Source organism: Providencia sp. PROV188 (genome assembly GCF_027595165.1).
Taxonomy (GTDB): Bacteria; Pseudomonadota; Gammaproteobacteria; order Enterobacterales; family Enterobacteriaceae; genus Providencia; species Providencia lanzhouensis.
In genome coordinates this window covers 1,866,814-1,892,345 of sequence record NZ_CP097291.1, presented here as the reverse complement: position 1 = coordinate 1,892,345, position 25,532 = coordinate 1,866,814, and the positions used below count along the sequence as shown (strand labels likewise).

The following is a 25,532-nucleotide window of genomic DNA, read 5'->3' as shown; positions in this document are numbered from 1 at the left end:
TGCTAATTGATTCATTCTGATGGTACTTTTTTAAAATAGCAAAATATGCCACTAATGTGAGGTCAACATGTCCAAGCCAATTAAAGTTGGGATTGTCGGGTACGGTTATGCCAGCAAAACTTTCCATGCCCCATTTTTAGCCATGTTAGAGGAGTTTGAATTAACCACAATCTCCAGTAGCGATGCGAGCAAAGTTCATGCCGACCATCCTAATGTTAAGGTGGTGGGGACACCGGAAGAACTGTTCGCGGATGATGAAATTGAACTGGTGGTGATTCCAACCCCGAATGACACTCACTATCCATTAGCCTGTAAAGCGCTAGCGGCGGGTAAGCATGTGGTGGTCGATAAACCCTTTACGCTCGACGTTAAAGAAGCCGAAGATTTACAACAACGCGCTGAAAAAGCAGGTAAATTGTTGTCGGTTTATCATAATCGTCGCTGGGATTCAGGTTATCGCACCGTGAAAAAAATCCTACAAGATGGTTGTTTAGGTGAGATTAAATATTATGAATCTCATTTTGACCGTTTTCGTCCTGTGGTTAGACAACGCTGGCGTGAAGCCAATATTCCGGGAGCAGGTATTTGGTACGATTTAGGACCGCATGTTATTGACCAAGTCCTGCAATATTTTGGCAAACCAAAAGCGATTACGGTGGATCTTGGTATTATTCGACCAGGCGCGGAAGCGGTGGATTATTTCCATGCAATGCTGGATTACGCAGATAAAAAAGTGATTCTTCATTCAACGACGCTTGCCGCTGCGCCAATGCCAATCTATACCATTCACGGAATGAAGGGCAGTTACGTGAAATATGGTCTGGATACTCAAGAAGATGCGTTAAAAAGCGGCGCGATTCCGCAAGGAGAGCATTGGGGGGAAGATCCGAATCATGGAGTTGTGACCCTGTCACAAGGTGATGAAATGGTGACGAAGCCGTGGAACAATGAAAAAGGCAACTATGGCGGCTATTATGAAGCTATTCATGACGCTATCCGTCTCGGTAAGCCAAATCCAGTAACACCAAGTGAAGCCATCGATATTATGAAACTGATTGAAGCCGGTATCCAATCAGCAAAAGAAAAACGTACCATCGAAAATATTTTCTAAGGTTCAACGTTGAAGATAAAGCCAGTGTGAAACCTGGCTTTAGACGATTTTCAGACCTAATTGGTTTGAAAATGGCTATTTTTGGTTGCAATAATTAACGAGGAAAATCAATTCATTGATTTTCGCCTGATAACACAAAGAGGGAAAAACCACGCTTTTATCCCTCTTTGTCAGCAACATATTGCCAGTGTGAAACCTGGCTTTTTATTTGTGGAAAATCGAATGAATTTATTAGCAAAACTTAAAATAGACTCTTTTCTGTTGATTATGATTGGCGTAGTGGTTATCGCCAGTATTTTTCCTTGTGAAGGGGAAGTCAAAACCGTTTTTCAGCACTTAACTACAGCGGCAATTGCGCTACTGTTCTTTATGCATGGAGCTAAGCTATCCAGAGAATCTATTGTTGCAGGGATGGGGCACTGGCGGCTTCATTTACTGGTATTTGCTAGCACTTTTATTCTCTTTCCCATTATTGGTATTGCGTTACGTTTCATGGTGCCTCATTGGATGTCACCGACGGTGTATATGGGTTTTCTCTATTTATGTGCATTGCCAGCAACCGTGCAGTCAGCGATTGCATTTACCTCAGTAGCAGGGGGCAACGTTGCTGCCGCGATTTGTAGCGCTTCGGCATCCAGTATTTTAGGGGTTTTCCTCTCACCTGTTTTGGTGGGGGTACTAATGGATACCGACGGCAGCCAAGCCATGGACACTCTGAACGCGATTGGCTCAATTATGTTGCAATTAATGGTGCCGTTTATTGTTGGGCATTTGTGCCGCCCGTTAATTGCTAACTGGATTAATCGCCATAAAAGATTGGTTAATACCACTGACCGCTCATCGATTCTCCTGGTAGTTTACGTGGCGTTCAGTGAAGCTGTAGTGGAGGGCATCTGGCAAACTATCGATGCTTATTCATTGTTTATCATTACATTAGTTTCTTGCGTCGTGTTAGTGGTGGTGATGGTGATTAACGTGATGTCAGCGCGCCTTCTTGGATTTAGCAAGGAAGATGAAATTACCATCCTGTTCTGTGGTTCGAAAAAGAGTTTAGCGAACGGCGTGCCGATGGCGAACGTTTTATTTCCAGCGGCAACAGTGGGGATTATTTTGCTGCCATTAATGATTTTCCATCAAATTCAATTAATGGTGTGTGCAGTGATAGCCCAGAAATATGCCAAACGATTAGAAAAAAAGTAATTAACACGATAAGGCAGCGATGGCTGCCTTTATCAATACGTCGATTTAGTTACAACATGCTAGAGGGTTTAATACTATAAAATAGATTAGCAACAGAGATAACTTGAAATATCGAAAGGTCAAATAGGGCAGAAACGGGATCTGCCCTATTGGTAGTTATAACGGAGGGGGTTATAACGGGATTATCGGCTGGCCGCTTTACGCATTAACGCGGCTTTTTCGCTGTCGGAAAGGAAAGCCATAGTTAAGCCATTACGTTGTGCTTGCTCAATTTCAGCTTGTGTTAGGCCGGCTTGCGATGCAGCAACATTATATTCGTAAGGTAGCTCGATACCTTGAACAGCAGGGTCATCGGTATTAATGGATGCTAATACACCGTGGGATAAAAACGTTTTCAATGGGTGATGAGCCAGTGAAGGGACGGTGCTGGTTTGAATATTTGAAGTTAAACAGCTTTCAATACCAATGTTATTTTTTGCTAAAAATTCAATCAGTTCAGGATCTTCAATGGCTTTTACGCCATGGCCAATACGCTGAGCACCTAAATGCTTGATCGCATGCCAAATACTAGCTGCGCCTGCTGCCTCACCCGCATGAACAGTGATATTGAGTCCAGTATTACGCGCCTTGGTAAAATGTTCTTCAAATAGGACGCCAGGGAATCCTAGCTCATCGCCAGCTAAATCGAGAGCACATAGTTTATCTCGATGAGCAAGAAGACCGTCTAATTCTATGGCACAAGCTTGTTGCCCAAATGTACGGCTTAAAATACCAATCAGGTTCACTTGAATATCATATTGGCGACAACCAGCGGCAATACCATCAATAACTGCGCCAACAACACCCTCAACAGGAAGCTGGTGCTTCATGGCCATATAGTAAGGGGAGAAACGCAACTCTGCATAGTCGATACCGGCGTTGAACGCATCTTCCACGTTTTCAAATGCGACGCGCTTACAAGCATCTAAATTCGCGAGGACAGCAACACCCCAATCCAGTTTAGTCAAAAAGCCGACTAAATCAGCTTCTTGTCCCATAATTTGAACGTGAGGGCGTAATGCTTCAATTTCATCGGCGGGAAGCTGAATATGATGTTGTTGTGCAAGAGAAAGGATGGTTTCTGGGCGAATATTGCCATCAAGGTGGCGGTGTAAATCCGTGAGTGGGAGTTGTTTGTTTATCACAATAAATGATCCTTATAGATATATTGCCTCCATTTTGTCTGTAATTGAGTAAAAATCAATGAAAAAGAGGGTGATAAAAAGAAAAACGCCAGTCTGTGTGACTGGCGTTTACTTGATTTATCTTAAGGGAAAATTATCTTAAGAATCAATTACTGTGCAGCTGGCGCTTCTGCTGGTTGTTCTGCTTCAATTGCAGGTTCTGCAACTTCTGCACCATCAGCTGGTTGAGCTTCTTCTTCGTAACCCATTTCATCTTCTGCGCCCGGCATCATTTTCATCTTAGTTAAGAATTCAGCTAAGGTATATTTGTCGTCGTTGAAGGTCAGATCGTTACCAGAGAATTTAACAGTCATAGTTAAATCGTTTTCGCTGTCGATCATCCAAGGGTGTTTTTTCTCTTTCGCTTTTTCTGCACGTTGTTCATCCGTCATGAACATTTCTTCGAACGGGTTAGAGAACATATCCGCAGTCAGCATTTGTTGAACGCCTGCGAACTCTTCAGAAACTTGTTCTTGAACCGCTTTCTTGTCTTCTGCTGATACTGCTACGCCACCATCTAAGATCATCGCTTGAGTCATTGACTCAATGATCATTGGCTTGTTCAGTTTCATGCTGAAGTCGAAAGAAGTGATCAGTTGTTTAAACGCTTCATCCACTTTGTTTTGCATTGCTAACGCAGTGATTTCGTCTTGATTCCACTTGTTGAATGTGATGCTCAGGTCGATAGAACTTTGACCAGCGTCGTTTTTCCAGTAGAACGGGCTCATTGTGAATACAGGCTTGCTTTTCATCAGCTCTGGCAGAGTCGTGGTCATCATCTGCATTGCGATTTTTTCGCTAACTTCACCAGGGTTGCCTGTTGCTAAGCCATCAGCCAATGCTTGGTTGTATTGCTCCACAAACTTGCCTAATGCTTTCGCATCTAATTTCTCGATAGCAACCGTCAGCTCACCAGAGCCTAAGTTTTGCTCTAACGCTTTTACATCGCTGATTTTGTAAGAAATATTACCTTTAACATCATCACCGTTGATAGATGTATCACTTGAAACGTCTAAGTTTTTGAACGAGAACTTAGTTTCAGGGATGCTAACATCGGTATCTGCGATCACGAAAGATTGAGTACCAGTATAGAAGCCGTGCTGAGATTTCGTGACGTTAGAAACCAGCTTCAGGCCTTTCATGGTGATAGAGCCTTCTTCCTTGGTGCTGCTAATGACTAAGCTATCAGTCACTAAAGATGCATCAACGGTGCTTAAGTCAGAACCGGTTGCGATATCAAATTTAGCGCCACTGAAAGAGAACTTACCATCATCTTTAGTGTACTCAAGTGGGATCAGCTCAATGCTAGAATCCACATTTTTGCTGTAGCCGATAACCGCAGAACCATGCATGAATGGCTTGCCTTTAGTCGCTTCAAACAGCTCTTTAGTCGCTTTAGTGTTCGCTAATTCAACATTCACTGCGCCCAATTTTGGCATCAGGTTGAATTTAGCCACTTGAGATAATGGCAGTGGACCGTGCGAGATATCCGCTTTAAAGACGATGTTTTCGTCAGCAGAAGTGGTTGAAGTAATGACGATGTCAGCTTGAGAAGAGAAAACACCACGTTTGTAGTTCTCTAATTTGAAGACAACATCAGCACTTGGATTGTTAGCGGTGATAAACGCATTGGAATTCGTAATCACTTTATTCAGTTCAGCTTCAACTTTTGAACCTGTGTACCATGATGCGCCAGTCCATACTGCGCCCAGAGCAACGATAACACCTACCGCAACTAATGACTTTTTCATTATCAACATCCATCCTTTCAGTACGTACAAAACGTACTTATGTAAAAATAATATAAGTTTTATTACCCGTTTGGCTGTGTGTACCAACGGCTAAATACAGAATACGACCTAAAAATTAAATACTCGGGCTAATTGACCATTTCCTTTAATAGAAATGTTATCCTCATAAGCAGGTAAGAAAACAGATTCACCAGAATTCATGTTTATTTCTTGATTACCTGATCGCAATACTAACTTACCTTCAATACAAAACAAAATTGAAGCAACATGGTTAGTTATGGATAACCCAGAGCAGTCAATAGAATATATATTAAATGAAAAATCTTCTACTGGGATCTTATATTTCCAGACATTTCCAGATTTTTCGGGAATGTTGAACAAATCTTCAGCTTTAATTGATTTAAAATCAATATTATCAACCAGTTCTTTAACATCGATATGTTTACTGGTCAATCCAGCCCGTAAAACGTTATCTGAATTAGCCATCACTTCTAACCCGACACCTTCTAAATAGGCGTGAGGGGTTCTAGCGGCTAAGAACATGGCGTCACCTGGTTGTAATTCAACGATATTTAGCATTAAAGGTGTAAATAAACCATTATCTTCTGGATATAAGTTCACCATTTGTTTAATTGAATTCCAAGGCTCACCTTGTTTGCTATTTAATGCAGCTTTTAATACCCCTATAGCAAGATCTTTTTGTTCGCCTGTCAGATTAAGAATCTGTGCAAATAATTTTTTAAGTCGTTCTTCACTTGGTGCTTGAACGAAAAGTTGAATTTCAGGGTGAGCGGCTGCAATAAAGCTAAATAATTCGACAATTTCATCTATAGGACGAAATGCATTCATTGCTTTAAAAGGCGTTAATGCATAAATCAGCTCTGGTTTATGATTATCATCTTTATAATTACGTATAGGAGAATCTAAAGGGATCCCTTGCACATTTTCTTTAGCAAATCCTATTTCTGCATCATGCTTATTTGGATGAACTTGAACAGAGAGAGGCCGAGCAGCACACAATACTTTAAATAAATAAGGCAATCGGCCAAAGCGCTCGGCGATATGTTTGCTCAGTATTTTCTCTGGATTTTCTTTAATGAAGCTATTTAACGAGATTTTCTGATGTGTTAAAGGGGATATGACCTCAGAACTGGCTTTGGGGTGAGCGCCCATCCAAAGTTCAGCCATAGGTAAATTATCCGGATTAGGATAGCCATACAGCTCATTGAGGGCAGTTTTACTTCCCCAATCATAGTGTTGGATTTGGTTTATCATTTTTAGCATATCAAAACTCTCTTTTTGCAAAAATCAACTAATTTCCTTTTTACTACAGCACAATAAGCTCGACCAAGTCTCATAATTGAAATTCAATTTGTGGCATTATACTGCTCGGTTATTTGCTTACCTGCAAGCAGATGATTCTAAAATTAATTATTCTGAATATGTACCTAAGGAGCTAGTAATGGCAGCCACTCGCATTGAAAAAGACTCAATGGGACCAATTGAAGTACCTGCTGACCACTTGTGGGGCGCGCAAACGCAGCGTTCTTTAGAACATTTCCGTATCTCTGTAGAGAAAATGCCTGTTGCTCTGATCCACGCATTAGCTGTCACTAAAAAAGCGGCTGCAAGCGTGAACATGGATTTAGGTTTACTGCCAAAAGATCGCGGTGATGCGATTATCGCTGCGGCAGACGAAGTCCTTGCTGGCAAGCATCCAACAGAATTTCCCCTCGCTATCTGGCAAACTGGTTCTGGTACTCAAAGTAACATGAACATGAATGAGGTACTTGCTAACCGCGGTAGCGAAATCCTCGGGGGACAGCGCGGTAACGACCGTCTGATCCACCCAAATGACGATGTTAACAAGAGCCAAAGCTCTAACGACGTCTTCCCAACAGCAATGCACGTGGCGGCCGTTGTCGCGATGCGTGAACATTTGCTGCCAGAACTGAAAGTTCTGCATAAAACCCTCGATGCGAAAGCAAAAGAATTCAAAGACATTGTTAAGATCGGTCGTACGCATTTACAAGATGCAACACCATTAACATTGGGTCAGGAAATTTCAGGTTGGGCCGCTATGTTAGCCCATAATGAAAAACATATTGAAAACGCAGTGCCACATGTTTGCGAGCTTGCGTTAGGTGGTACTGCGGTCGGTACAGGCTTAAATACTCACCCTGAATATGCGGTTCGTGTTGCGAAGAAAATTGCAGAATTAACGGGTCAACCGTTTGTGACTTCACCGAACAAATTTGAAGCATTAGCAACATGTGATGCATTAGTTCACGCACACGGTGCATTAAAAGGCTTAGCTGCTTCTTTAATGAAGATTGCTAACGATGTTAGATGGTTAGCATCGGGTCCTCGTTGTGGTATCGGCGAAATTTCGATTCCTGAAAATGAACCAGGCAGCTCAATCATGCCAGGCAAAGTGAACCCAACTCAGTGCGAAGCATTAACTATGTTATGCGCTCAAGTGATGGGTAACGATGTTGCAGTGAACATTGGTGGAGCTTCTGGTAACTTTGAATTGAACGTGTTCCGTCCAATGGTTATCGATAATTTCTTACAATCTATCCGCTTATTAGCTGATGGTATGCGTAGCTTCAACGAACACTGTGCGGAAGGTATCGAACCAAACCGTGAGCGTATCGAGAAATTACTGCACGAATCTCTGATGCTAGTGACTGCGCTAAATACCCATATCGGCTACGACAAAGCAGCTGAAATTGCGAAAAAAGCGCACAAAGAAGGCCTGACTTTGAAAGAATCAGCTCTGAAATTGAACTACTTAACTGAAGCGCAATTTGATGAGTGGGTTCGTCCAGAAGATATGGTTGGTAGCATGAAGTCGTAATTATCTTTATCTAAGATAAGGTTTTCAGCCCCTGTACTAGAAATAGAGCAGGGGCTTTTTTTATCGCTCTATATACAGATTTAAGCGTGGTATCAGTAATTCAACAGGCTTTGCTTTAGGGCGATTACGCAATGCGATACTGTCTTGATGATAATCCGCCAGCTCACCCAACTTTATGTCACTCAATGTTTTATCGACAGCAAAAACCAATATCGGCGTCGCACAAGGATATTGTGTTTGCTTTTGAGTTTCTTTGTCCCAAACTCGGGCGATAGGTTGAACTTTAACCGGACGCTGTGTTTTTAGAATGCAATCATGGGGAAGGGAGCGAATTAACTGGATCTCAGTTTCTAACTGCAGCTGCCAATGTTCGCGCTGTAAATGAGCCGGTGTTCTTCCGCTTTCTAGACTGGCTTGTAAACGGTTGAGCATCTCTTCTTGAGTCACTTTGTTGATCACTTTCTTATTTGCCCACCCAAAACGAATAGTATCAGGATCGACAACAGCGGTGAATGTTCGATAGGTATTCAGCGTAAGTAGCCCATGCAAACTTTCTCTTATAAATTCAAACCGATGAGCCTCATCGACATTGGTCACTATTTGCTTAATGTCTATTTTTAACTGGTTGATATCGGAAATTAACTGCTGAAATTGTTTATATTCAGCGTAAGAGGGTGCTAAACAAATCGCTCCTGGTAAACGTATCGCTGTTTTGTTGCTAACTAATTCTGATTTTTTATGAATAAACAAAAGCTTAAATAGCTCTATTGTTTGGGCTATTGCATCGTTTCCCGTATGTTTATCCACAAAGATAGAATTGACTTCATTGTTTTCGTCCCCTTTAAGGGTTTCCGGTAAACTAAATACAGCCGCATTGACACCTTTTTGCGCCTGAAGCAATTGGCATAGCAGATTAATATTCGACTCTAATAGATTGAATGAGCTAATTAACTGTTGTTTGGACATTTGATGTATTCAACCTTATATTTAGTTACAACATTCTTTGTGATTATAAAACAAAACTAACATTAACATCTCAGTTTATCAACAGGCTTAATCAGGAAATTAAGGGATAGCGCAGTAGGGTATTGTACTATCCCATCATGGTTTTTTCTTGCTGTTATTGCTTATAATCTATCTCTATGTCAATCACTTGATAAAATGCATTGCCCGTATCATTAATGGTCCAAACCCCCAAAACAATATGGTAGCCTTGGTAATTTTGAGGGAGCTTGCAATTGTGCTGCACTAAACTCGGCGGCGTCTCTACTTTTTCGTATTTACAGAATGGCGTTAATTCAAACTGGGATCGGGTTAATGGTTCACTTGGGTTCCAATCTTTTCGTGTAATAAAATATTCCCATTTCGTCGTTTTGTGGATCGCCGTTAATCGCCAGAAAAAATCAAAATCAGGTGTTTCTATTAACATGCGCGTCCAGCGAAAAGGATTCTGAACATCGATAGATGAAAAAGCCGCAACACCCGCACTGGCAATTTTACCATCAACCGGTCCTTTTTGAGGGAATCCTTTCAATCCTTCAACAGATTGAGGTTCGTACTGAATAGCGCCACAGTTTTTATTGGTTTGTAATTTACACAGGTAAGCTCGGCTTGCAGGATACTCGATATAGCCATGAGGCAGGGCAAAGTAGCTATAGCAGAGTAATAAAGGAAATAATAATAATTTTTTCATTGAAGATCCTCATCATTGATTAATTTATATATTTTCTATTAACTATGATGAGGATGTGAATTCTAACCTTTGGTAGCAGTTAACTTATTGGATTATTCGGTAATTTATAAGCCACTAACATTTTGTTTTTAACTTATAAGCGATACCTACACCGGCCAGTAGAAGAGCCGCAATAAATAATGCCACGCCATTCCAACCATATGCCGACCAGAAAAAGCCACCCAATGTACCGGCAATACTGGAACCCGCATAATAGCTAAACAAATAGAGGGAAGATGCTTGTCCTCTTGCCCGTTTAGCGCGACGTCCAACCCAGCTACTTGCAACGGAATGCCCGGCAAAGAATCCAGTGGTCAATACTGTCATGCCTAATAAAATGACCCAGATATTACTGTGTAACGTCAAAATTACGCCAATTAACATCATCGCAATGGCAGCAATTAAAATTCGCCCAAAACCATGTTTCTGGGTCAAACTTCCTGTTTTAGTCGCGCTATAAGTTCCTGTTAAATAAATAATAGATAAGAATCCTACGACAGACTGACTAAAATTATAAGGCGATTCAAGTAAGCGGTATCCAATGTAGTTATACATGGTGACGAAACCACCCATCAAGATAAAGCCCTCAATAAATAACCAAGGTAATCCCGTATCGCGTAGATGTAAGTGTAAGTTAACCCAAAGGTTTCTAGGTTTCAGAGAACTCGCGCGAAAGTGTTGGGATGGTGGTAATAAGCGCCAGAATCCAATCGCGGCCAACAACGCCAATGAGCCTAAAATAACCACCGCAACGCGCCATGAATAATAGTCGGCTATAACCCCAGTCATTAAACGCCCACTCATTCCCCCAATTGAGTTACCACTGATATATAAGCCCATCGACAGTGCAACATAGCTCGGGTGAATTTCTTCGCTCAAATAGGTCATGGCGACAGCGGCGACACCGCTAAGTGATAATCCCACTAATGCACGAGCGATCAAAATCCCTTGCCAACTCTCCATTATCGAGCTCATTAATGTAAAAAGTGCCGCACAAGTCAGGGAAATGACCATCACATTTTTACGACCAATTGCATCGGAAATAGGACCAGTGATCAGCAATCCCAATGCCATTAATCCTGTACTTAAAGAGAGTGATAAACTGGCCGTCGCTGGGGAAATATTAAAATCCGCTGACAGCATTGGCAAAATAGGTTGTACAAAGTACAGCAACGCAAATGTTGCAAAACCTACAGTAAAAAATGACAGAGTGACACGCAGGTACAGAGCATCGTCCCGTTGAATATAATGTTTTTTCGGCTCTGTATTGGTCAAGGTTTTGGTTTGTTTTCCTTGGAGAGATTGGCTCGTTGAGAGGCTATTTGACTGCTGTTCCATGTAAATTCCTTGACGACTAAACGGACTTGATTTCGATCAAAGAATAGAAACTTTCTATTTTTTTGTCTAATATATTAATAATACACAATGATACATTTAAAATATCAATCTAATGAACATAGAATTACGCCACCTACGTTATTTTATTGCGGTTGCCGAAGAGCTACATTTTGGACGTGCAGCTGAGCGCTTGCACATGTCTCAACCGCCACTAAGCCAGCAAATACAGGCGCTTGAAGAAATGGTGAATGCCAAATTATTAGAGCGAAATAACCGCAATGTCGCCTTAACCCCAGCTGGCGCCATGTTTCTCAAGGAAGCCTACCAAATTTTAGGGCAGGTCGATGCCGCTGCGACCAAAGCGGCTCGGATGGAAAAAGGGGAACTGGGCGAATTATCTATTGGTTTTACGTCAACAACGCCATTCATGCACAAAGTCACCATGAGCCTACGCCAATACCGAGAAGCATATCCTGATGTTTCTATTCATATGCATCAAATGAATACGAAGCAGCAAATCCCGCCTTTAGTGACCGGGCGCATAGACATTGGCATCATGCGCAATACAATATTGCCTGAACAATTGGACTATCAATTATTGTTTAGAGAGCCTTTTATGGTTGCGGTTTATGAAGGGCATCCTTTACTGGCTTTTGAAGAAAGTGGTGTCGACATTAAGCAACTAGCCGCTTATCCGTTAGTTTTCTTTGAGCGGGAAGTAGGGACGGCACTGTATGATGAGATTAACCAATTATTAGCTTCCGAAGGAGTGGTTCCTACAATTTCCCAAGAAGCAGGAGAAGCTATGACCATTCTAGGTTTGGTATCTGCTGGAATGGGAATATCCATCATCACTGAATCCTTTACACGAATGAAGATTGACGGTGTGAGGTATCTAAAACTCGCGAATATTCAAGCTACTTCAGAAGTCTGGTTGGTCTACAATACTCGACGAACGCCACCTGCTGCGGCTAAAAAACTGACTGAATTACTGCTGCACAATATTGTGGGTATATAAGTATTGTGAGCATATAAAGCGTAAGATTTGAAATGATTAACGAGATTTGCATCACGTTTTATATGTAAATGTAGCCGAGTTTTCATTTATATCAGGCATAATCTATCATAATTTATAACGATTTCTGAGTGTTAAGATGATAAACCAAACGGGGAATACCGACCAAATAAAGCAATTAAATACAGGGCTTGTGTACCGAATTATTGCACAGCATGGTCCTATTTCCCGTATTGCGTTATCAAAACAGTCTCAATTGGCTCCGGCGAGTATCACCAAAATTACCCGTGAATTGATGGATGCTCACTTGATACAAGAACGTGAATTTCCAGTATTAGGGTTAAGAGGGCGCCCAGCCGTTGGGTTAGTCATTGAAAGTGAAGGTTGGCAATTTTTAGCCATTCGAATTGAACAGCAACACGCTATTATTTCGTTAAAAGAAATTAATGCTAAAACCCTCACGGAGCAATGCTATCCTTTTGATGTAAAAGGTAATCAAAAATTTAGTGATCGGTTATCGGAACTGATTAGTCTATTTTTCGAAGAAACCGCGTCTTACTTAGAAAGAGTTACGGCGATCAGTATCTTATTAGATGGTCTCTTAGACTCTTATTCTGGAGTTATTTATAGGTTGCCTGACTACCATGTCCACCAACTGGCTATCGGCGAAATGCTCACAGAAAAAACAGGGCTACCCGTCTATCTTCACCCGCCAGTTAATGCTCTAGCTATCGGCGACCACCTCAAACATTCAGAATCTCGAGCACAAAAAAATATTATTTATTTACAGATTCAAGAAGTGGTTAATATCGCAGTGCTGAATCACGGCTATTCGCTGGATTCAATAACACGTCAGCCTATATTATTTGCACATACTCCAACTGATTCAGAAAGACCACAATCTTGCTATTGTGGAGGAAAGAGCTGCTTAGAAACTAAGGTATCCATTCCTTCAATTATTCAGCAAGCAAGCGAATTACTTGCAGATTATCCTGAATCTATTTTGCATAAAGAAAGCGTCGATATTGATACAATTAGTCGAGGTGCAATAGAAAATGATCCATTATGTATTTTATTACTCGATATAACAGCCAAACGACTCGCTTATCCATTAGCTATGATGATTAATTTATTTGGAACCGAATTAATTTTAATTAATTCGCCTTTAACTGATGAGCAAAATTATTGGTTTACTCGCCTACAATATTTTATCTCATTATATGGGAATCCACTTTACAGTAATAAATTAATGTTTGAGAAATCAACAATTTCAATTAACGAAAGTGAAACGGCATTAATTCAAAATGCACTTTATGATGGCTCACTGTTGTTGCAATTACTGCAAGGCTAATACAATTTGATAAACTTCTCATTATCTTACACAAAATTGAGCTAACGCAAACTTATCATTTCCCCATTCCCATAAACTGAATTCATATCATTTTTATAGCATTTTGCTGACTTTAGTCTGTCACTTCAGGATAGAACAACCATGAACAATCTATTTATTACCGGGACAGATACAGATGTCGGGAAGACGGTATCGACACTAGCAATATTACAAGCACTTAATAATCAAGGTATTAAAGCAGTAGGGTACAAACCTATTGCAGATCAATGTATCGATACACCTGAAGGGAAGCGCAATAAGGATGCACTTCTTATTCATCGTGTTTCGCAAGATCTAGTCTCGTATGATGAAGTTAACCCTGTCCGACTTGGTGATAATTACAGCCATGAAAACAGTATTGATTTTAATAAAATCAATAAAGGATTAGATCACCTTCACGAGCAAAGTGACATAGTTGTTATCGAAGGTAATGGTGGATGGCGTTATCTTCTCGATGATAATACTTTTTATGCTGATTGGTTGAAAAAACAATCTGTTGGCGTGATCTTAGTCGTCGGCATTCAGCATGGGTGTGTCAATCATGCATTATTGACAGCTGAAGCTATTCGAGCGGATGGTTTACCGTTAGTCGGTTGGTTAGCCAATAGAATCAACCCAGGCTTGGCACATTACGCTCAAATTATCCAGCGCATGCAACAACATATTAATGCGCCATTATTGGGTGAAATTCCTTATTTATTGCGTCCTGAAGAAAAAGAGTTGGGACATTATTTAGATGGTGAAAAACTGCAAGAATTTGTTTCGGTTCCTGCATTTTAATCTTTATAGAGATTTTAATTTATTATCTAAGCAAAAGGGCGCAAATAGCGCCCTTTGTTTTATCGATATAGTCTATTTTCAACTATGGATTGATAATTGGACGACCTGAGTTAACATCAAGACAACGTTGAGTATTTGGCTCCCAATACGCATTAAGATTCAAACTTTTCTCACATTTATCTTTAGCATCAAATGCGGCGTCAATTTTATCAAACTCTTTTTCAGTGCGACGGTTAACTTTAGAACGCAGCATTTTAGTCTCATCCCACTGTTCTTTATCTTGTCGCGCCTGTTCCTTATTCAACGGATCATTACTACCATTGCCGACAGAAACACAAGTGCTACCCGCAGCGCATGATGTATTAGCTGCTTGCGCCGCATTAACCCACATCAAAGGGAGGCAGAAGCAGATTGCAGCCAGACCATTTTTGATAAATTTTTGTGACGTGCTCATGTAATTTCCTTTCGTTTCAATACTCGCTCTATAACCAGAGTATAGCTAATAAACAATAATGCCGTCTTTATAGAATAGTACGAAAATTTATTATTGTTTATGTACGGTTAAGCCAGCAAATGTTTGGCACACCGGCATTAATTCCAGTGTATTAACGTTCATATGAGCCGGAAGTGTTGCCACCCAGTAAACAGTTTCCGCAATATCTTCAGCAGTGAGGGCATCCGCGCCTTTATAGGTGTTCGTGACTTTTTCATCATCACCTTTAAAGCGGACATTTGAAAACTCAGTTCCACCGACTAACCCTGGCTCAATATCGGTCACACGGATTTTTTTGCCCACTAAATCTGCACGTAATCCTAAGGAAAATTGTTTTACAAATGCCTTGGTTGCACCGTAAACGTTGCCACCTTTATATGGCCAAGATGCCGCGGTAGAGCCAATATTGATAATGTGCCCGTGATTTTTTTCCACCATACCTTGCAGCACTTCATAAGTCATATTGACTAAGCCTTTGGTATTTGTGTTGATCATGGTTTCCCAGTCATCCGGATTAGCATTAAATGCAGGCTCTAAACCTAAAGCAAGCCCCGCATTATTCACTAAAAGGTCGATATTTTTTAAGTGGGAGGGCAAATTAGCTACAGCGTGTTGAATGGCTTTTCGGTCTTGTACATCCAGAGTTAATGGATAAAATTTGTCACCCAATTCTTGGTGTAATGCATTTAATCTTTCAGTTCTACGTCCTGTTCCAATCACAGTGAAGTTATGCTGAATAAATTTGCGAGCAATAGCTTCACCAAATCCTGATGTTGCGCCGGTTACTAGAATAATCATTAGGTACCTCTGGTTGTTATCGTTGTTTGTTTTGAATCATTCTAACCTTATTATTAAGGGGCTTCCAAGCCCCTTATTTAGTTCTTTTACACCAGTAAAATAATTAACTTATTTAGTGAGTTATAATCCATTAATTTGCTTATTTTTAGGGTATTTCAGCGTATAACTTAGCGGTAACTCGACGGTCTCTTGAGGTTTAAGCGTTAAATCCCATTCAATTTTATTCTCTGTTTCATCTAATTTTCCGCCTTTAAATTCAGGGTTGAGCACTTTAATATCGGCATCTCGGCTCGTCGGGAGTTGGTCATAAACAGACAGTTTAATGTCATTTTTCCGCGTATTACGTACTTTAATTAAGAAGCTTTCTTTTTGCTCAACCGAGGAGCCCATAAAGGTCGGTTTTTTACGCATACCTGCATTATTCACACGAGAAATTTGAATGTTATCATCCACCCCGAATGGAATATCGAGAGTCTCAGTTAATTGCCCTGAATTCACATAAAAATCACCCACATAGCTGTTCATAAAGTAAATATTTGCAGGACCATTCAGTAAGTTCAGTGTATCCCAGTCATCAATTTGTGCTTGCAAATAGACTTCTTCAGCCATTTTTGGCGTTGATGTATAACGATATTTAGCATTAACATCCGCTTGCTTAATGGTAATGGATTTTGCTTTAGGGGTAGAGGCTAAGCTAAAAGGCAAGTCGATGTTATAACTGAGATTCACGCCATTGGTATTGGTCGACACATAGTTTGCCATTCCAGGGCTGCGTTTTTTTACTGCTGAGAGTTCCGCTACTGGCGCAGGTGCTGCTACCTCCATATCCATGGTTGCGGACATTTTTCCGCTCATATAGCCTTGATTATATTGGTCATAAACAGACAATAACCATGGCGTTAAAAATGGCGGGGTGATATTACGCGTTGGATTGGCAGAGGAAAGGGTAAGTTTAACTTTGTCCCAGTCCATGCCGGTATTTTGAATAACATCAGCTTTGTAGGTAATACTGACTGGTTTATCAATATCTTTAGCGCGAATATCATAACTTGGAGACCAACCGGCATCGGGAGTGACATACGAGATTTGCATGTTAGTACTCAAATTTTTGGGAGCATCAACCGTCAACACAATTTGCGTCTGTTCACCAATATTATCGGGAAGAATGCCTTCAAATTTTGTCTGCAATAATGCTTGTTTCTCTGTCAATTCATCAATCTGCTGCTGATACGCTAAGTTTTCACTCAATATCGCAGACATTTGCTTGCGAATAAATTCCAATTTGGATGCGGACTGCTCAAGGGATAATGTCGTCGTTTCACCAAAAAAGCGCTGGTCTTTCAGTAAAGCAAGTTGGTCATCACCCACTTTTATTTTGATATTAAGTTCTGAAATTTGCTTAGTTATCGCGTCTATTTGCGTTTTTAAATTTGCCACTTCACCTGTGTAGACAGGTTCCACTGCAATGGTTTGCACATCAATTGAGCGAATCAAAACATCTTCATTATCTAAGCTAATAGAAAGGCTTTTTTGATCAAGGTGGTTAGCAACATTGGTAAAAACCAGTTTACTTTCGCCTTGCGGTAAATTAACAGTGGCGCTATTCGTTAACTCGGCACCGCGTAAAAAAATCGTGGCTTGATTGAGTTTAAGAGGGTGCAAAAGCGGCGCTGATTCAGCAAATGCTTGCCATGACGCTAACGCCGATACAAATAAAATTCCTTTGGTGAATTTGCGAGTGACAAACATATTGATACTCCATTAGCTGGATAAATTAGTTTTGTTGATAGTTTTTAATCATATTGGAATTTAATCCGTTGAGATAACAGAATAAGCTTAAAGTAAGATTCTATTTATAAAGAGCAATCAGAATGGTTGGCTGATGTTTTGATTATCTTTTAAAAAAAGAGGTTTTGATTTCTGAGGATAGATAAGAATTGAACCACCGACTTTTTTATAGCGGTCGGTGGCTGAGAGCGAATAATATTAAGGAATAAGTATAATTGCGCCACGTGCCTGGTTGTTTGCAATTCGCTCATGAGCATAAGCTGCCTGAGATAACGGCAACGTACTGTCAATCAATGGTCTGATTAGCCCTTTTTTAATAGCAGGAAGCCATCTTGAAAAATCTTCTATATCGCCAACCAATGTTCCTCGTAGCTGTTTTTGAGTGAAGAAAAAATTACGAACATCGATTGTCGCTTGCGTACCTGCCATAAAACCCATTGAGACAATAATGCCTTCTGGGCGCACTACGTTGATTGTTTTTTGAAGAATGTCGCCACCTAAGTTATCAATTGCAACGTCAACACCTTTTCCTTCAGTCCATTTTTGGATGGCAGAAACAAAATCCTGTTCAGAGGTGTTAATAATAAAATCGGCGCCAAATTCTTTGACTGTTTCAACCGAGTTTGAATTCTGTACCGTTGTGACCACGCGCGCCCCAAGCGCTTTCGCCACCTGAATGCTCATCAACCCTGTACTTGACGCACCCGCCTGCACCAGAACGGTATCTCCGGCTTTAACTTCACCAACAATTTCCACAGAACGAATAGCAATAAGTAGTGGCACCGGAAGTGCAGCGATTTGCTCAACGGGTAAGTCCGTATTATCAATCAATAGCCACTGCGCAGGTACGACAATATATTCAGCATAGGTTCCCTGAGTGTGAACCCCGGGAATAGCGTAACTACTGGCAACTGTCACTGGGCGAATATGTGCTTCTGACGGATCCAATGGATAACCTGGCATTGAGATCACGCGGTCACCGACATTAAATCCAGTGACGTCTTCGCCCCAATTTATAACCTGACCTACCGCATCGGAACCTAAAACATGGGGAAAGGTGATATCGGGTGAAATTTCACCTAAACGAACATAGTGGTCAAGTCGGTTAGTGCCAATTGCCAGTGTTTTAACGAGGACTTCACCTAGACCCGCTAGAGGCATATTCAGATCTTCATATTTTATTTCTTCAGGGCCACCAAATTGATGAATGACTGCAGCTTTCATGCTTTTATCTCCAACTTATCGTGAATTTTCGTTTTTTCTAAGATCGGTTACGATCTCCCCGCCAACTCCCCAGTTGTCGGTTTTGACTTCATCAATTACGACAAAAACAGACGACTTCGGTTTTCCAAGTACCTGATTGAGCAGGGTGGTCGCACCTTCAATTAAGCGTTTTTTTTGATCGTTGGTGACACCTTCATCTGTCACTTTGATATTGATATAGGGCATTTTATTGTTCTCTGTCGTGCCATCGACTGATTACAGAAGTTGGCGTTGTTGTATTGATGTTGCCTATAACAATAATTCATTACTTAAAATTGAAAAATAATCGCAGTGTTATTATAGTTTATACATTATGTAACTAATCTTTCAGGTGGCTATGCAACGCTATTTTGATGATATGCAAATGGGCAGTATCGAATTATTCTGTCTTACCGTAGAAACCGGTAGTTTTACAGCGGCGGCTAATGCAGCTGGCGTTACTCCAGCTGCAGTCAGTCGTTCTGTTGGCCGACTTGAAAAAAGATTGCAAGCCCGATTATTTGTTAGAACGACACGCAGTATGCGAACAACCGACACGGGGCAGCAATATTACTTGGATTGTAGAAATGCGTTAAATCAACTCATTGAGGCCGAAAGCAAAATCTCTGGGGAACATCAGATACCAGTTGGGATACTCCGTATTAGTGTTCCAACACTCTATGCGCATTACCGATTACTCCCTCGATTAAATCAGTTCTGTTCTCGGTATCCGCAATTGAAAATAAATCTGGAAGTCAGCAATGAAAATATTGATTTTTCAGAGGATAACTATGATGTTGCTATCAGAGGAAGCGAGTTACATGATTCAGGATTAATTGCCCGTCGCCTTGAGGATGCTGAACTCATCATTGTGGCTGCACCTTCATATTTGCAGCAGCATTCCACACCTCATGCTCTTTCTGACCTTATGCATCATGAATGTATTCAATATTCCTTACCCAGTAGTGGTAGAAAAATACCGTGGACATTTCGTTCACAAGGGAATGTTGTAAAAATAGAGACGACAGGGCGTTTGTTATGCCAGCAGGATTTTTTGGCCACGCTGACATTAGTGAAAAATGGGGCTGGTCTTATGCAGGTATATCGATTTACTGTCGAGCAAGAATTACAACGCGGTGAGCTAGTAGAAGTTCTGCAAGAGTATGCGGGAACAACTCGTCCGTTTATCTTAATTTATCCATATGCCCGTTATATTCCGTTGAAAACAAAAAAGTTTATTGAGTTTATGACGAGTAATGGAAAATGAGATAAAACACCCATCACCAGGTGTTTTATCTTATTAGGCTAAAGTAACTTATTCTTCGAAATACCAATATCCCTGATTGATAAATTCGGTCAACTCAGCGACAAAAATTGGGTTATCCAGTGCTTCATCGAGTTCATTTATTCCAATTTCCGTAAGCTGGCACAATGCGTCCGCACCTTTTATTTCTGTGGTATTCCAACCATCTGAATTAACAAAGAAATGATCGCCGATGCGCATGACTCGTAGCCCGCTTAGTCGTATCAATTTTTCACCTGCATTCAAAGCACTCAGTACTTCTTCCGGCTGATATGGCGGTTCAGCAGGGGCAATATCCAACTCATGGCGTGGAGTGGTTGCAAAACGACCTAACCACTGTTCAAAATCACCGGGCTTATTGATCATTTCAATCATCATAGCGCGTAAGCGTTCAACCTCATGAGGCTCCATGGTTCCCGCATTTTTACTGACTTTCAGGTCAGGATCGCCATAGTTTATTCCACCCAAATCCTGTTCCAGTGCATAGTCAGCAAAACTGCTCAGCAAATCGCGCCCAGTAGGACCACGGAAGCCGACAGAATAGTTCATGGTATCTTCGAAGGTGAAGCCGTCGTGAGGGAATCCCGGCGGAATATACAGAATATCGCCCGCTGCCATTTCTACATCAATAATCGGCTCAAATGGGTCAACATGTAATAATGCCGGATGTGCGCAAAACTGACGCATGGAAAGGGCGTCACCCACTCGCCAGCGGCGGCGTCCCATTCCTTGGATGATAAAAACATCATAGTTATCAATATGTGGCCCAACACCACCACCAGGCACTGAATAGGAGATCATCAAGTCATCAAGACGCCATTCAGGCAGCACGCGGAACGGTTTTACCAGTTCAGCGGCAGGCATATGCCAATGGTTGACGGCTTGTACTAGCAGTGACCATCCTTTTTCGCCTAATTCGCTATAGTCTTCAAACGGACCGTGGCTCGCTTCCCATTTGTCATCAATGAAGCTGACTAGGCGACTGTCAACTTCCGGTTCCATCGCCAAACCGGCCAGTTCATCTGGAGTGATAGGGTCGACAAAACCAGGAAATGCATTTTTCAATACAACGGGTTTTTTCTGCCAGTATTTTTCTAGAAATTCAGGCCAGTTAAGATTCAGTTTGTTAGCCATGTGACCACATCTATATAAGTAAATAAGCCAGTCATTATAGAAGTAATATGCCCTTATATTTTTGTTTGGCGTCAAACGTAGGTCGATAACTTTGGGGGAATCAGAATTCAAGAACCAAACAATCGTCAAAGTTAAATTAAATCTCACAGAACTTTAGCGGGAAGACATGAAGCAACTACTGAAGAGCTTAATTGGTCGTAGATAAAAGACAGTTTCAGCGATAAACAAACCAACACGATTAACCAGCCAGAATGCTGGATTTCTTTATTTCATACTTAAGTTCGCATAATGCATATTATGTTAAATAGAATGTATGGACAGATAATAGCCTTATAACTACCTCTCTACTACTTATCGGGGTTCTTCCATAGAACCCCAACCTTTTACTACTTTTTAGTGACTAAGGTATTCGTCAAATATATGAGAACCTAAAATACGAATCACTTCTGAGCGTTCATCCAAAGAAGTATCCGCTTTTCTTACATAGATGCTGATGAAAACAGGATCATGATTATTTGACCAGACCATCGACGTTATCCCTCTGACACCATAGTCACTTGCACCTGATCTATCTGCGATTTTCCATCCTTTAGGAAGTGAAGCTCTAAGCATATTATCAGCGACTTTATTATTGACCATCCATTCTTTCAATTGTTCTTTTGATGAATGACTAAGAACTTCGCCAGTCAAAATTTTCTTAATACTCTTGCTCATTGCATCAGGAGTCGTTGTGTCTCGCAAATCACCCTCAGGATTGACTGTCAATTCTGGCTCATATCGGTCAGAACGAGTAACCGTATCTCCTATTGCTCTCATAAATGCCGTCAGAGCTTCTGGTCCCCCACCCGAAAAAATAGCAAAATTAGCGGCAGTATTATCACTGTATTCATTGGCCGCTTTGCAAGCTTGTTCAAGCGTAAATGGCTTATTCATATAATCTTTAGCAACTGGTGAATATGTCACAATATTTTTTTCAGTCACTATCATCGAATGATTTAATGAAAGTTTCTTTGCATCAACCTTTGCCAGAACATTGGCACAAGCAATTGATTTAACTGTACTATCTAAAGGAAAACGTTGATTTCCATTTATAGAAATCGTTTTATCATCTGGGAATATAATTGACAAACCAACCTTCCAACCCTCTTTTTCGTATTGCTTAACTTGATCCTGTAAAGTCAAAGCAAATGCAGAGGATACAAGAGGCATGCTTAAAATGAATGCGGCAAATGTTTTAAATCGTAAAGTCATAGTAAACCTTTGATGGTCAATATTTATATAATGAGTTTATTTCAGCATAAGTTGAAATTTAATTTATGTAGGGTCTTATTTTTAATCATGATTATATTTTCTTCTCTATGGTTCACAAATGATGATAATTTTTAGTAGCCTATAGAAAAACTTATAGCTTGATTTAAATGGTGTATTGATGGCTATAATCGCTGTAACTTGCTGAAAACCCTGCTCTGTATTTTCCGAAGCCCTCCTGAAGATAATCCATATAGGTTGTTTTTATTTAATTGATTATCCTTTAAGCAATACTTATCAATTCAAAGGTAAATCCAATATGGCATTAATTTTATTGATCTTCTTTTTAGCAGGATTTGTTAAAGGAGTCATTGGGCTAGGCTTGCCAACATTATCTATGGGTTTGTTAACAACGGTCATGGAACCTGCTGTTGCAGCAAGCATTCTAATTATTCCATCTTTCGTCACTAATATATGGCAGCTTATGATCGGTGGTAAGTTTTTAAACTTAATTCGACGATTTTACTTATTTATTATCGCTATTTTTATTGGCACTGTTTATAGCCCATTACCAAAATTGAGCTCAGCATCAGAGTGGGTATTTCCTGCATTAGGTCTGATATTAATCATCTATGGCTTAGTGGCCATGTTCCTCCCTAAATCGTCAACATCGGGTAAAAATGAACGATGGTTATCCCCACTGATTGGCTATATTACTGGCGTTATTACCGCAGCCACGGGGGTTTTTGTGATCCCTGCCGTTCCTTACTTACAATCGCTAAATCTTAATAAAAATGAATTAATACAAACTTTAGGACTCGCGTTTACCGCGTCAACAATTGCGTTGGCCATATTATTAATCAGAGAGAATAATAGTGAAACTATAGATTATTACACATCGTCAATTGTACTTATTCCGGCGATTATTGGCATGTATGTGGGGCAATATTGTAGAAATTTGATCAGTGAAAAAATATTCAGGCGTTGTTTCTTCTTAGGATTGATCGCTTTAGGCATTTACATGTTATTCAAGTAAGAACTTAACAAACTCATCCATATAACTCGGTAATTCATCAAACCTTCGGGCGCAAATGTATAATTTGCGCTTTGCCCATTCATCAGATAAAGGAGTGATATTTCCTGGATATATTCCGATAAAGCGTGATATGACTTGTCTCGGTAAAATGGCATAGCCAAGCCCTTCACTCACCAATTGCATCACTGCGTCCATTGTTGCTAAACGCATTCGGTAATTAAATGAAACTCCTTCGCTTAGTGCATGATGGTCAATATAATCCTGTAATGCATTACCTTGAGAAAGCCCAATAAAATCACGGTTTCCAATTTGGTTTAATGAAGAAATGCCGTGATCATTAAAACCATTGGATGGTGGTGCGAAAATAACTAAATGGTCATCACATAAAAATTTAAATTCTAAGTCATATAATGACGATGGATTTGCAACAATGCCTAAATTTGCCATTTGATTATTAAGGCTATTGATGATTTTCTCACTCGGCATTTCACGGATCCCAACGCTAATCTTAGGATATTTCTGTAGATAGTCCGCTAATTTTTGGGGAAGAAAACCAGCTTGTGCCGAAGAGTTGCATAACAGGTCAATATACCCCCGTAAACCTTGGCTGTATTGACGCAATTCACTACGCATATGGTCGATTTGCAAGAGCACTTGATTCGCGTGATTCAATAATGCCAATCCGGCATTTGTCAGCTTTATTCCCGACGAAGAGCGCGTCAATAATAAAACACCAAGTTCACTTTCCATGCCCCGAATACGTTCACTGGCTGATTGCAAACTTAAATTAGATAAATTGGCCCCTGCTGTAATACTCCCGGCCTTGTGGGTATTTACAAATAAACGTAAATCAACCATATCAAAACGCATAATCGCTCCGAAAATGTTTATGCCCTATGCTTAGACTAAGTTTTAGCATCAAAACTCATCAGCAAGGCGCGATATCCGGGAACTGGCCTCATCGATGTGACCGCGTAACGTTTGTAAGCATAAAGCAAAGTTTTCAGAAAAACATTGGCAATCATTGGCTAAAGTAAAAAACGTCTCAGCTAATTCCAACGCTTCCCGCCAAGTTTCTCCACGGATCCCTTCAAGTAATGTAACTGGCCTAAGAGTATTAACGATTTCACCACCCGACTTAGGCGCAAATCCCATCGGTAAGATATCGTAAGCTGGTGCAAGATGGTATGGGCGGCCATGACTACTAATAAACGATAAATTACCATGATGCATATCGGTATTGCCGATGAGCATACCAAATGCCCAAAGCCGTGCTGTACTGGTAATAGCATCGGGATGTACATGTTTTTGCTTCACTAATTCATTGACCAATACAGGCCAAGGCTCCCTTGCCCGCCCTACAAATTCTGCATCCAGAGCTTGTAAAGAAAAAAGCCCTCGACGACCGAGTAAACCAACACGATCGAATCGAGGAATTTCAAGGAAGCGTTGTCCTTCAAAATCAAATACCTCTGTTTCTACTCCTAGTGCCTTTAAAGCAAGGTGCTCCGCTTGTAACAAATCACGCCAACGTTCACTGATTGGGTTATCATCTTGCGCCGTAAATTTTACAATGACATGACCTCGTTCAGTGTAGGTACAAAACTTAGGTTGCTCACCGCCTGCGGATGATCCTGGAGCCTCTCCCGAGCTAACCGCTCGCGCTAATGTTGGATACACAGTAGCTCGATCAACAGGAGTCGGTGCCTGCATGTTCAGAAATTGGTTTCTTGCCTGCTCCCCAATTAATAAGTTTCCTACTGCATCATGCCCGTGAGCGAGCAAGGCTCTTATAATATCGGAGTCTGACCAGCGATCTGGATTTGGTGATATTCCAAGTTGCGTTGAATAGGCGGATGCATAAGCTCGACCAAGGTATCCTTGTGGGCGTATATCAAATAGCCACCATGGTAAACCATCACTATGAAGGCATACTCCGTCAACTTGCTCCATAACGAATCCATCTGGATAAACCGGAATTAACTGACCTAGAGATCGTAATGTACCCTCTTCTGTGATGCGATAAATAGGAGCAGAATTAAACCCTCGAAACGTATCTAAGTCATCAACCATAATTCAATTCAGAATAG

Annotated in this window: 23 protein-coding genes; 8 read left to right on the top strand and 15 right to left on the bottom strand. The window is 40.8% G+C overall.

Features of this window, described 5'->3' with window-relative positions; genetic code table 11:
- The first annotated feature begins 67 nt into the window (after positions 1-67).
- Together M5X66_RS08550 and M5X66_RS08545 are read left to right on the top strand one after the other, a co-directional pair.
- Positions 68-1,111 carry an oxidoreductase gene (locus tag M5X66_RS08550; protein ID WP_154599236.1) on the top strand — a complete coding sequence of 348 codons (1,044 nt, stop codon included), beginning with the start codon at positions 68-70 and terminating at the stop codon, positions 1,109-1,111.
- Positions 1,112-1,333: 222 nt separating this feature from the next.
- Complete coding sequence (locus M5X66_RS08545; RefSeq protein ID WP_108478099.1) at positions 1,334-2,311, top strand: bile acid:sodium symporter family protein; 978 nt, start codon at positions 1,334-1,336, stop codon at positions 2,309-2,311.
- A gap of 182 nt (positions 2,312-2,493) precedes the next feature.
- Here the strand turns inward: M5X66_RS08545 and add are convergent, their stop codons facing one another.
- The 3 genes from add to manA all read right to left on the bottom strand — a co-directional run bounded on the left by add (position 2,494) and on the right by manA (position 6,569).
- Entirely contained in the window at positions 2,494-3,495 is a 1,002-nt protein-coding gene (gene add / locus M5X66_RS08540; RefSeq protein WP_270104015.1) for an adenosine deaminase, read from the bottom strand.
- 149 nt (positions 3,496-3,644) lie between these two features.
- On the bottom strand, positions 3,645-5,285 hold the full coding sequence (locus M5X66_RS08535) for a YdgA family protein (RefSeq protein ID WP_036947894.1): 1,641 nt from the start codon (positions 5,283-5,285) through the stop codon (positions 3,645-3,647).
- Positions 5,286-5,393: 108 nt separating this feature from the next.
- Entirely contained in the window at positions 5,394-6,569 is a 1,176-nt protein-coding gene (gene manA / locus M5X66_RS08530; RefSeq protein WP_036947897.1) for a mannose-6-phosphate isomerase, read from the bottom strand.
- A 178-nt stretch (positions 6,570-6,747) separates the two neighbouring features.
- On the opposite strand from manA, the gene fumC reads away from it, so the two are divergent.
- Complete coding sequence (gene fumC, locus M5X66_RS08525; protein WP_036947899.1) at positions 6,748-8,145, top strand: class II fumarate hydratase; 1,398 nt, start codon at positions 6,748-6,750, stop codon at positions 8,143-8,145.
- A 60-nt stretch (positions 8,146-8,205) separates the two neighbouring features.
- Here the strand turns inward: fumC and tus are convergent, their stop codons facing one another.
- From tus to M5X66_RS08510, 3 genes are all read right to left on the bottom strand, one after another.
- The gene (tus, locus tag M5X66_RS08520; protein WP_036947906.1) at positions 8,206-9,111 is read right to left on the bottom strand and encodes a DNA replication terminus site-binding protein; all 906 of its coding nucleotides are present in this window, start codon (positions 9,109-9,111) and stop codon (positions 8,206-8,208) included.
- Between the two features lie 154 nt (positions 9,112-9,265).
- Positions 9,266-9,838, bottom strand: coding sequence for a lytic polysaccharide monooxygenase (locus M5X66_RS08515; protein WP_036947909.1), 573 nt, complete (start codon positions 9,836-9,838; stop codon positions 9,266-9,268).
- Positions 9,839-9,952: 114 nt separating this feature from the next.
- Positions 9,953-11,215 (bottom strand): MFS transporter, encoded by a 1,263-nt coding sequence (locus tag M5X66_RS08510; protein ID WP_108478104.1) that lies wholly within the window; start codon positions 11,213-11,215, stop codon positions 9,953-9,955.
- Positions 11,216-11,327: 112 nt separating this feature from the next.
- Here M5X66_RS08510 and M5X66_RS08505 point away from each other — a divergent pair, with 112 nt between their 5' ends.
- The 3 genes from M5X66_RS08505 to bioD all read left to right on the top strand — a co-directional run bounded on the left by M5X66_RS08505 (position 11,328) and on the right by bioD (position 14,400).
- Complete coding sequence (locus M5X66_RS08505) at positions 11,328-12,233, top strand: LysR family transcriptional regulator (RefSeq protein WP_036947913.1); 906 nt, start codon at positions 11,328-11,330, stop codon at positions 12,231-12,233.
- A 136-nt stretch (positions 12,234-12,369) separates the two neighbouring features.
- Positions 12,370-13,581: an ROK family protein gene (locus M5X66_RS08500; RefSeq protein ID WP_270104014.1), complete on the top strand. Its 1,212-nt coding sequence runs from the start codon at positions 12,370-12,372 to the stop codon at positions 13,579-13,581.
- A 141-nt stretch (positions 13,582-13,722) separates the two neighbouring features.
- On the top strand, positions 13,723-14,400 hold the full coding sequence (gene bioD / locus M5X66_RS08495; protein ID WP_036947919.1) for a dethiobiotin synthase: 678 nt from the start codon (positions 13,723-13,725) through the stop codon (positions 14,398-14,400).
- Between the two features lie 82 nt (positions 14,401-14,482).
- Here bioD and M5X66_RS08490 read toward each other — a convergent pair whose 3' ends face one another.
- The 5 genes from M5X66_RS08490 to M5X66_RS08470 form a co-directional block, all read right to left on the bottom strand.
- The gene (locus tag M5X66_RS08490; protein ID WP_006659792.1) at positions 14,483-14,854 is read right to left on the bottom strand and encodes a DUF1283 family protein; all 372 of its coding nucleotides are present in this window, start codon (positions 14,852-14,854) and stop codon (positions 14,483-14,485) included.
- Positions 14,855-14,944: 90 nt separating this feature from the next.
- Entirely contained in the window at positions 14,945-15,691 is a 747-nt protein-coding gene (gene ydfG / locus M5X66_RS08485) for a bifunctional NADP-dependent 3-hydroxy acid dehydrogenase/3-hydroxypropionate dehydrogenase YdfG (RefSeq protein ID WP_108478107.1), read from the bottom strand.
- A 120-nt stretch (positions 15,692-15,811) separates the two neighbouring features.
- The gene (locus M5X66_RS08480; protein ID WP_270104013.1) at positions 15,812-17,440 is read right to left on the bottom strand and encodes a DUF4139 domain-containing protein; all 1,629 of its coding nucleotides are present in this window, start codon (positions 17,438-17,440) and stop codon (positions 15,812-15,814) included.
- Positions 17,441-17,677: 237 nt separating this feature from the next.
- The gene (locus M5X66_RS08475; RefSeq protein WP_108478109.1) at positions 17,678-18,703 is read right to left on the bottom strand and encodes a quinone oxidoreductase family protein; all 1,026 of its coding nucleotides are present in this window, start codon (positions 18,701-18,703) and stop codon (positions 17,678-17,680) included.
- A 15-nt stretch (positions 18,704-18,718) separates the two neighbouring features.
- Positions 18,719-18,928 carry a tautomerase family protein gene (locus tag M5X66_RS08470; RefSeq protein ID WP_036947935.1) on the bottom strand — a complete coding sequence of 70 codons (210 nt, stop codon included), beginning with the start codon at positions 18,926-18,928 and terminating at the stop codon, positions 18,719-18,721.
- A gap of 151 nt (positions 18,929-19,079) precedes the next feature.
- On the opposite strand from M5X66_RS08470, the gene M5X66_RS08465 reads away from it, so the two are divergent.
- Positions 19,080-19,988 carry a LysR family transcriptional regulator gene (locus tag M5X66_RS08465; RefSeq protein WP_036947938.1) on the top strand — a complete coding sequence of 303 codons (909 nt, stop codon included), beginning with the start codon at positions 19,080-19,082 and terminating at the stop codon, positions 19,986-19,988.
- 48 nt (positions 19,989-20,036) lie between these two features.
- Here M5X66_RS08465 and M5X66_RS08460 read toward each other — a convergent pair whose 3' ends face one another.
- Together M5X66_RS08460 and bla are read right to left on the bottom strand one after the other, a co-directional pair.
- Positions 20,037-21,158 carry a ribosomal protein uL16 3-hydroxylase gene (locus M5X66_RS08460; protein ID WP_270104012.1) on the bottom strand — a complete coding sequence of 374 codons (1,122 nt, stop codon included), beginning with the start codon at positions 21,156-21,158 and terminating at the stop codon, positions 20,037-20,039.
- Positions 21,159-21,551: 393 nt separating this feature from the next.
- Complete coding sequence (gene bla / locus M5X66_RS08455; RefSeq protein ID WP_036947942.1) at positions 21,552-22,409, bottom strand: class A beta-lactamase; 858 nt, start codon at positions 22,407-22,409, stop codon at positions 21,552-21,554.
- 316 nt (positions 22,410-22,725) lie between these two features.
- Here bla and M5X66_RS08450 point away from each other — a divergent pair, with 316 nt between their 5' ends.
- Entirely contained in the window at positions 22,726-23,442 is a 717-nt protein-coding gene (locus M5X66_RS08450; RefSeq protein ID WP_108478112.1) for a sulfite exporter TauE/SafE family protein, read from the top strand.
- Here M5X66_RS08450 and M5X66_RS08445 read toward each other — a convergent pair.
- Positions 23,431-24,312 carry a LysR substrate-binding domain-containing protein gene (locus M5X66_RS08445; protein ID WP_036947946.1) on the bottom strand — a complete coding sequence of 294 codons (882 nt, stop codon included), beginning with the start codon at positions 24,310-24,312 and terminating at the stop codon, positions 23,431-23,433. The two genes, M5X66_RS08450 and M5X66_RS08445, sit on opposite strands and share 12 nt — an antisense overlap.
- A gap of 48 nt (positions 24,313-24,360) precedes the next feature.
- Positions 24,361-25,515, bottom strand: a complete 1,155-nt coding sequence (yjjJ, locus tag M5X66_RS08440; protein ID WP_270104011.1) for a type II toxin-antitoxin system HipA family toxin YjjJ — start codon at positions 25,513-25,515, stop codon at positions 24,361-24,363.
- Between the last annotated feature and the right edge of the window lie 17 nt (positions 25,516-25,532).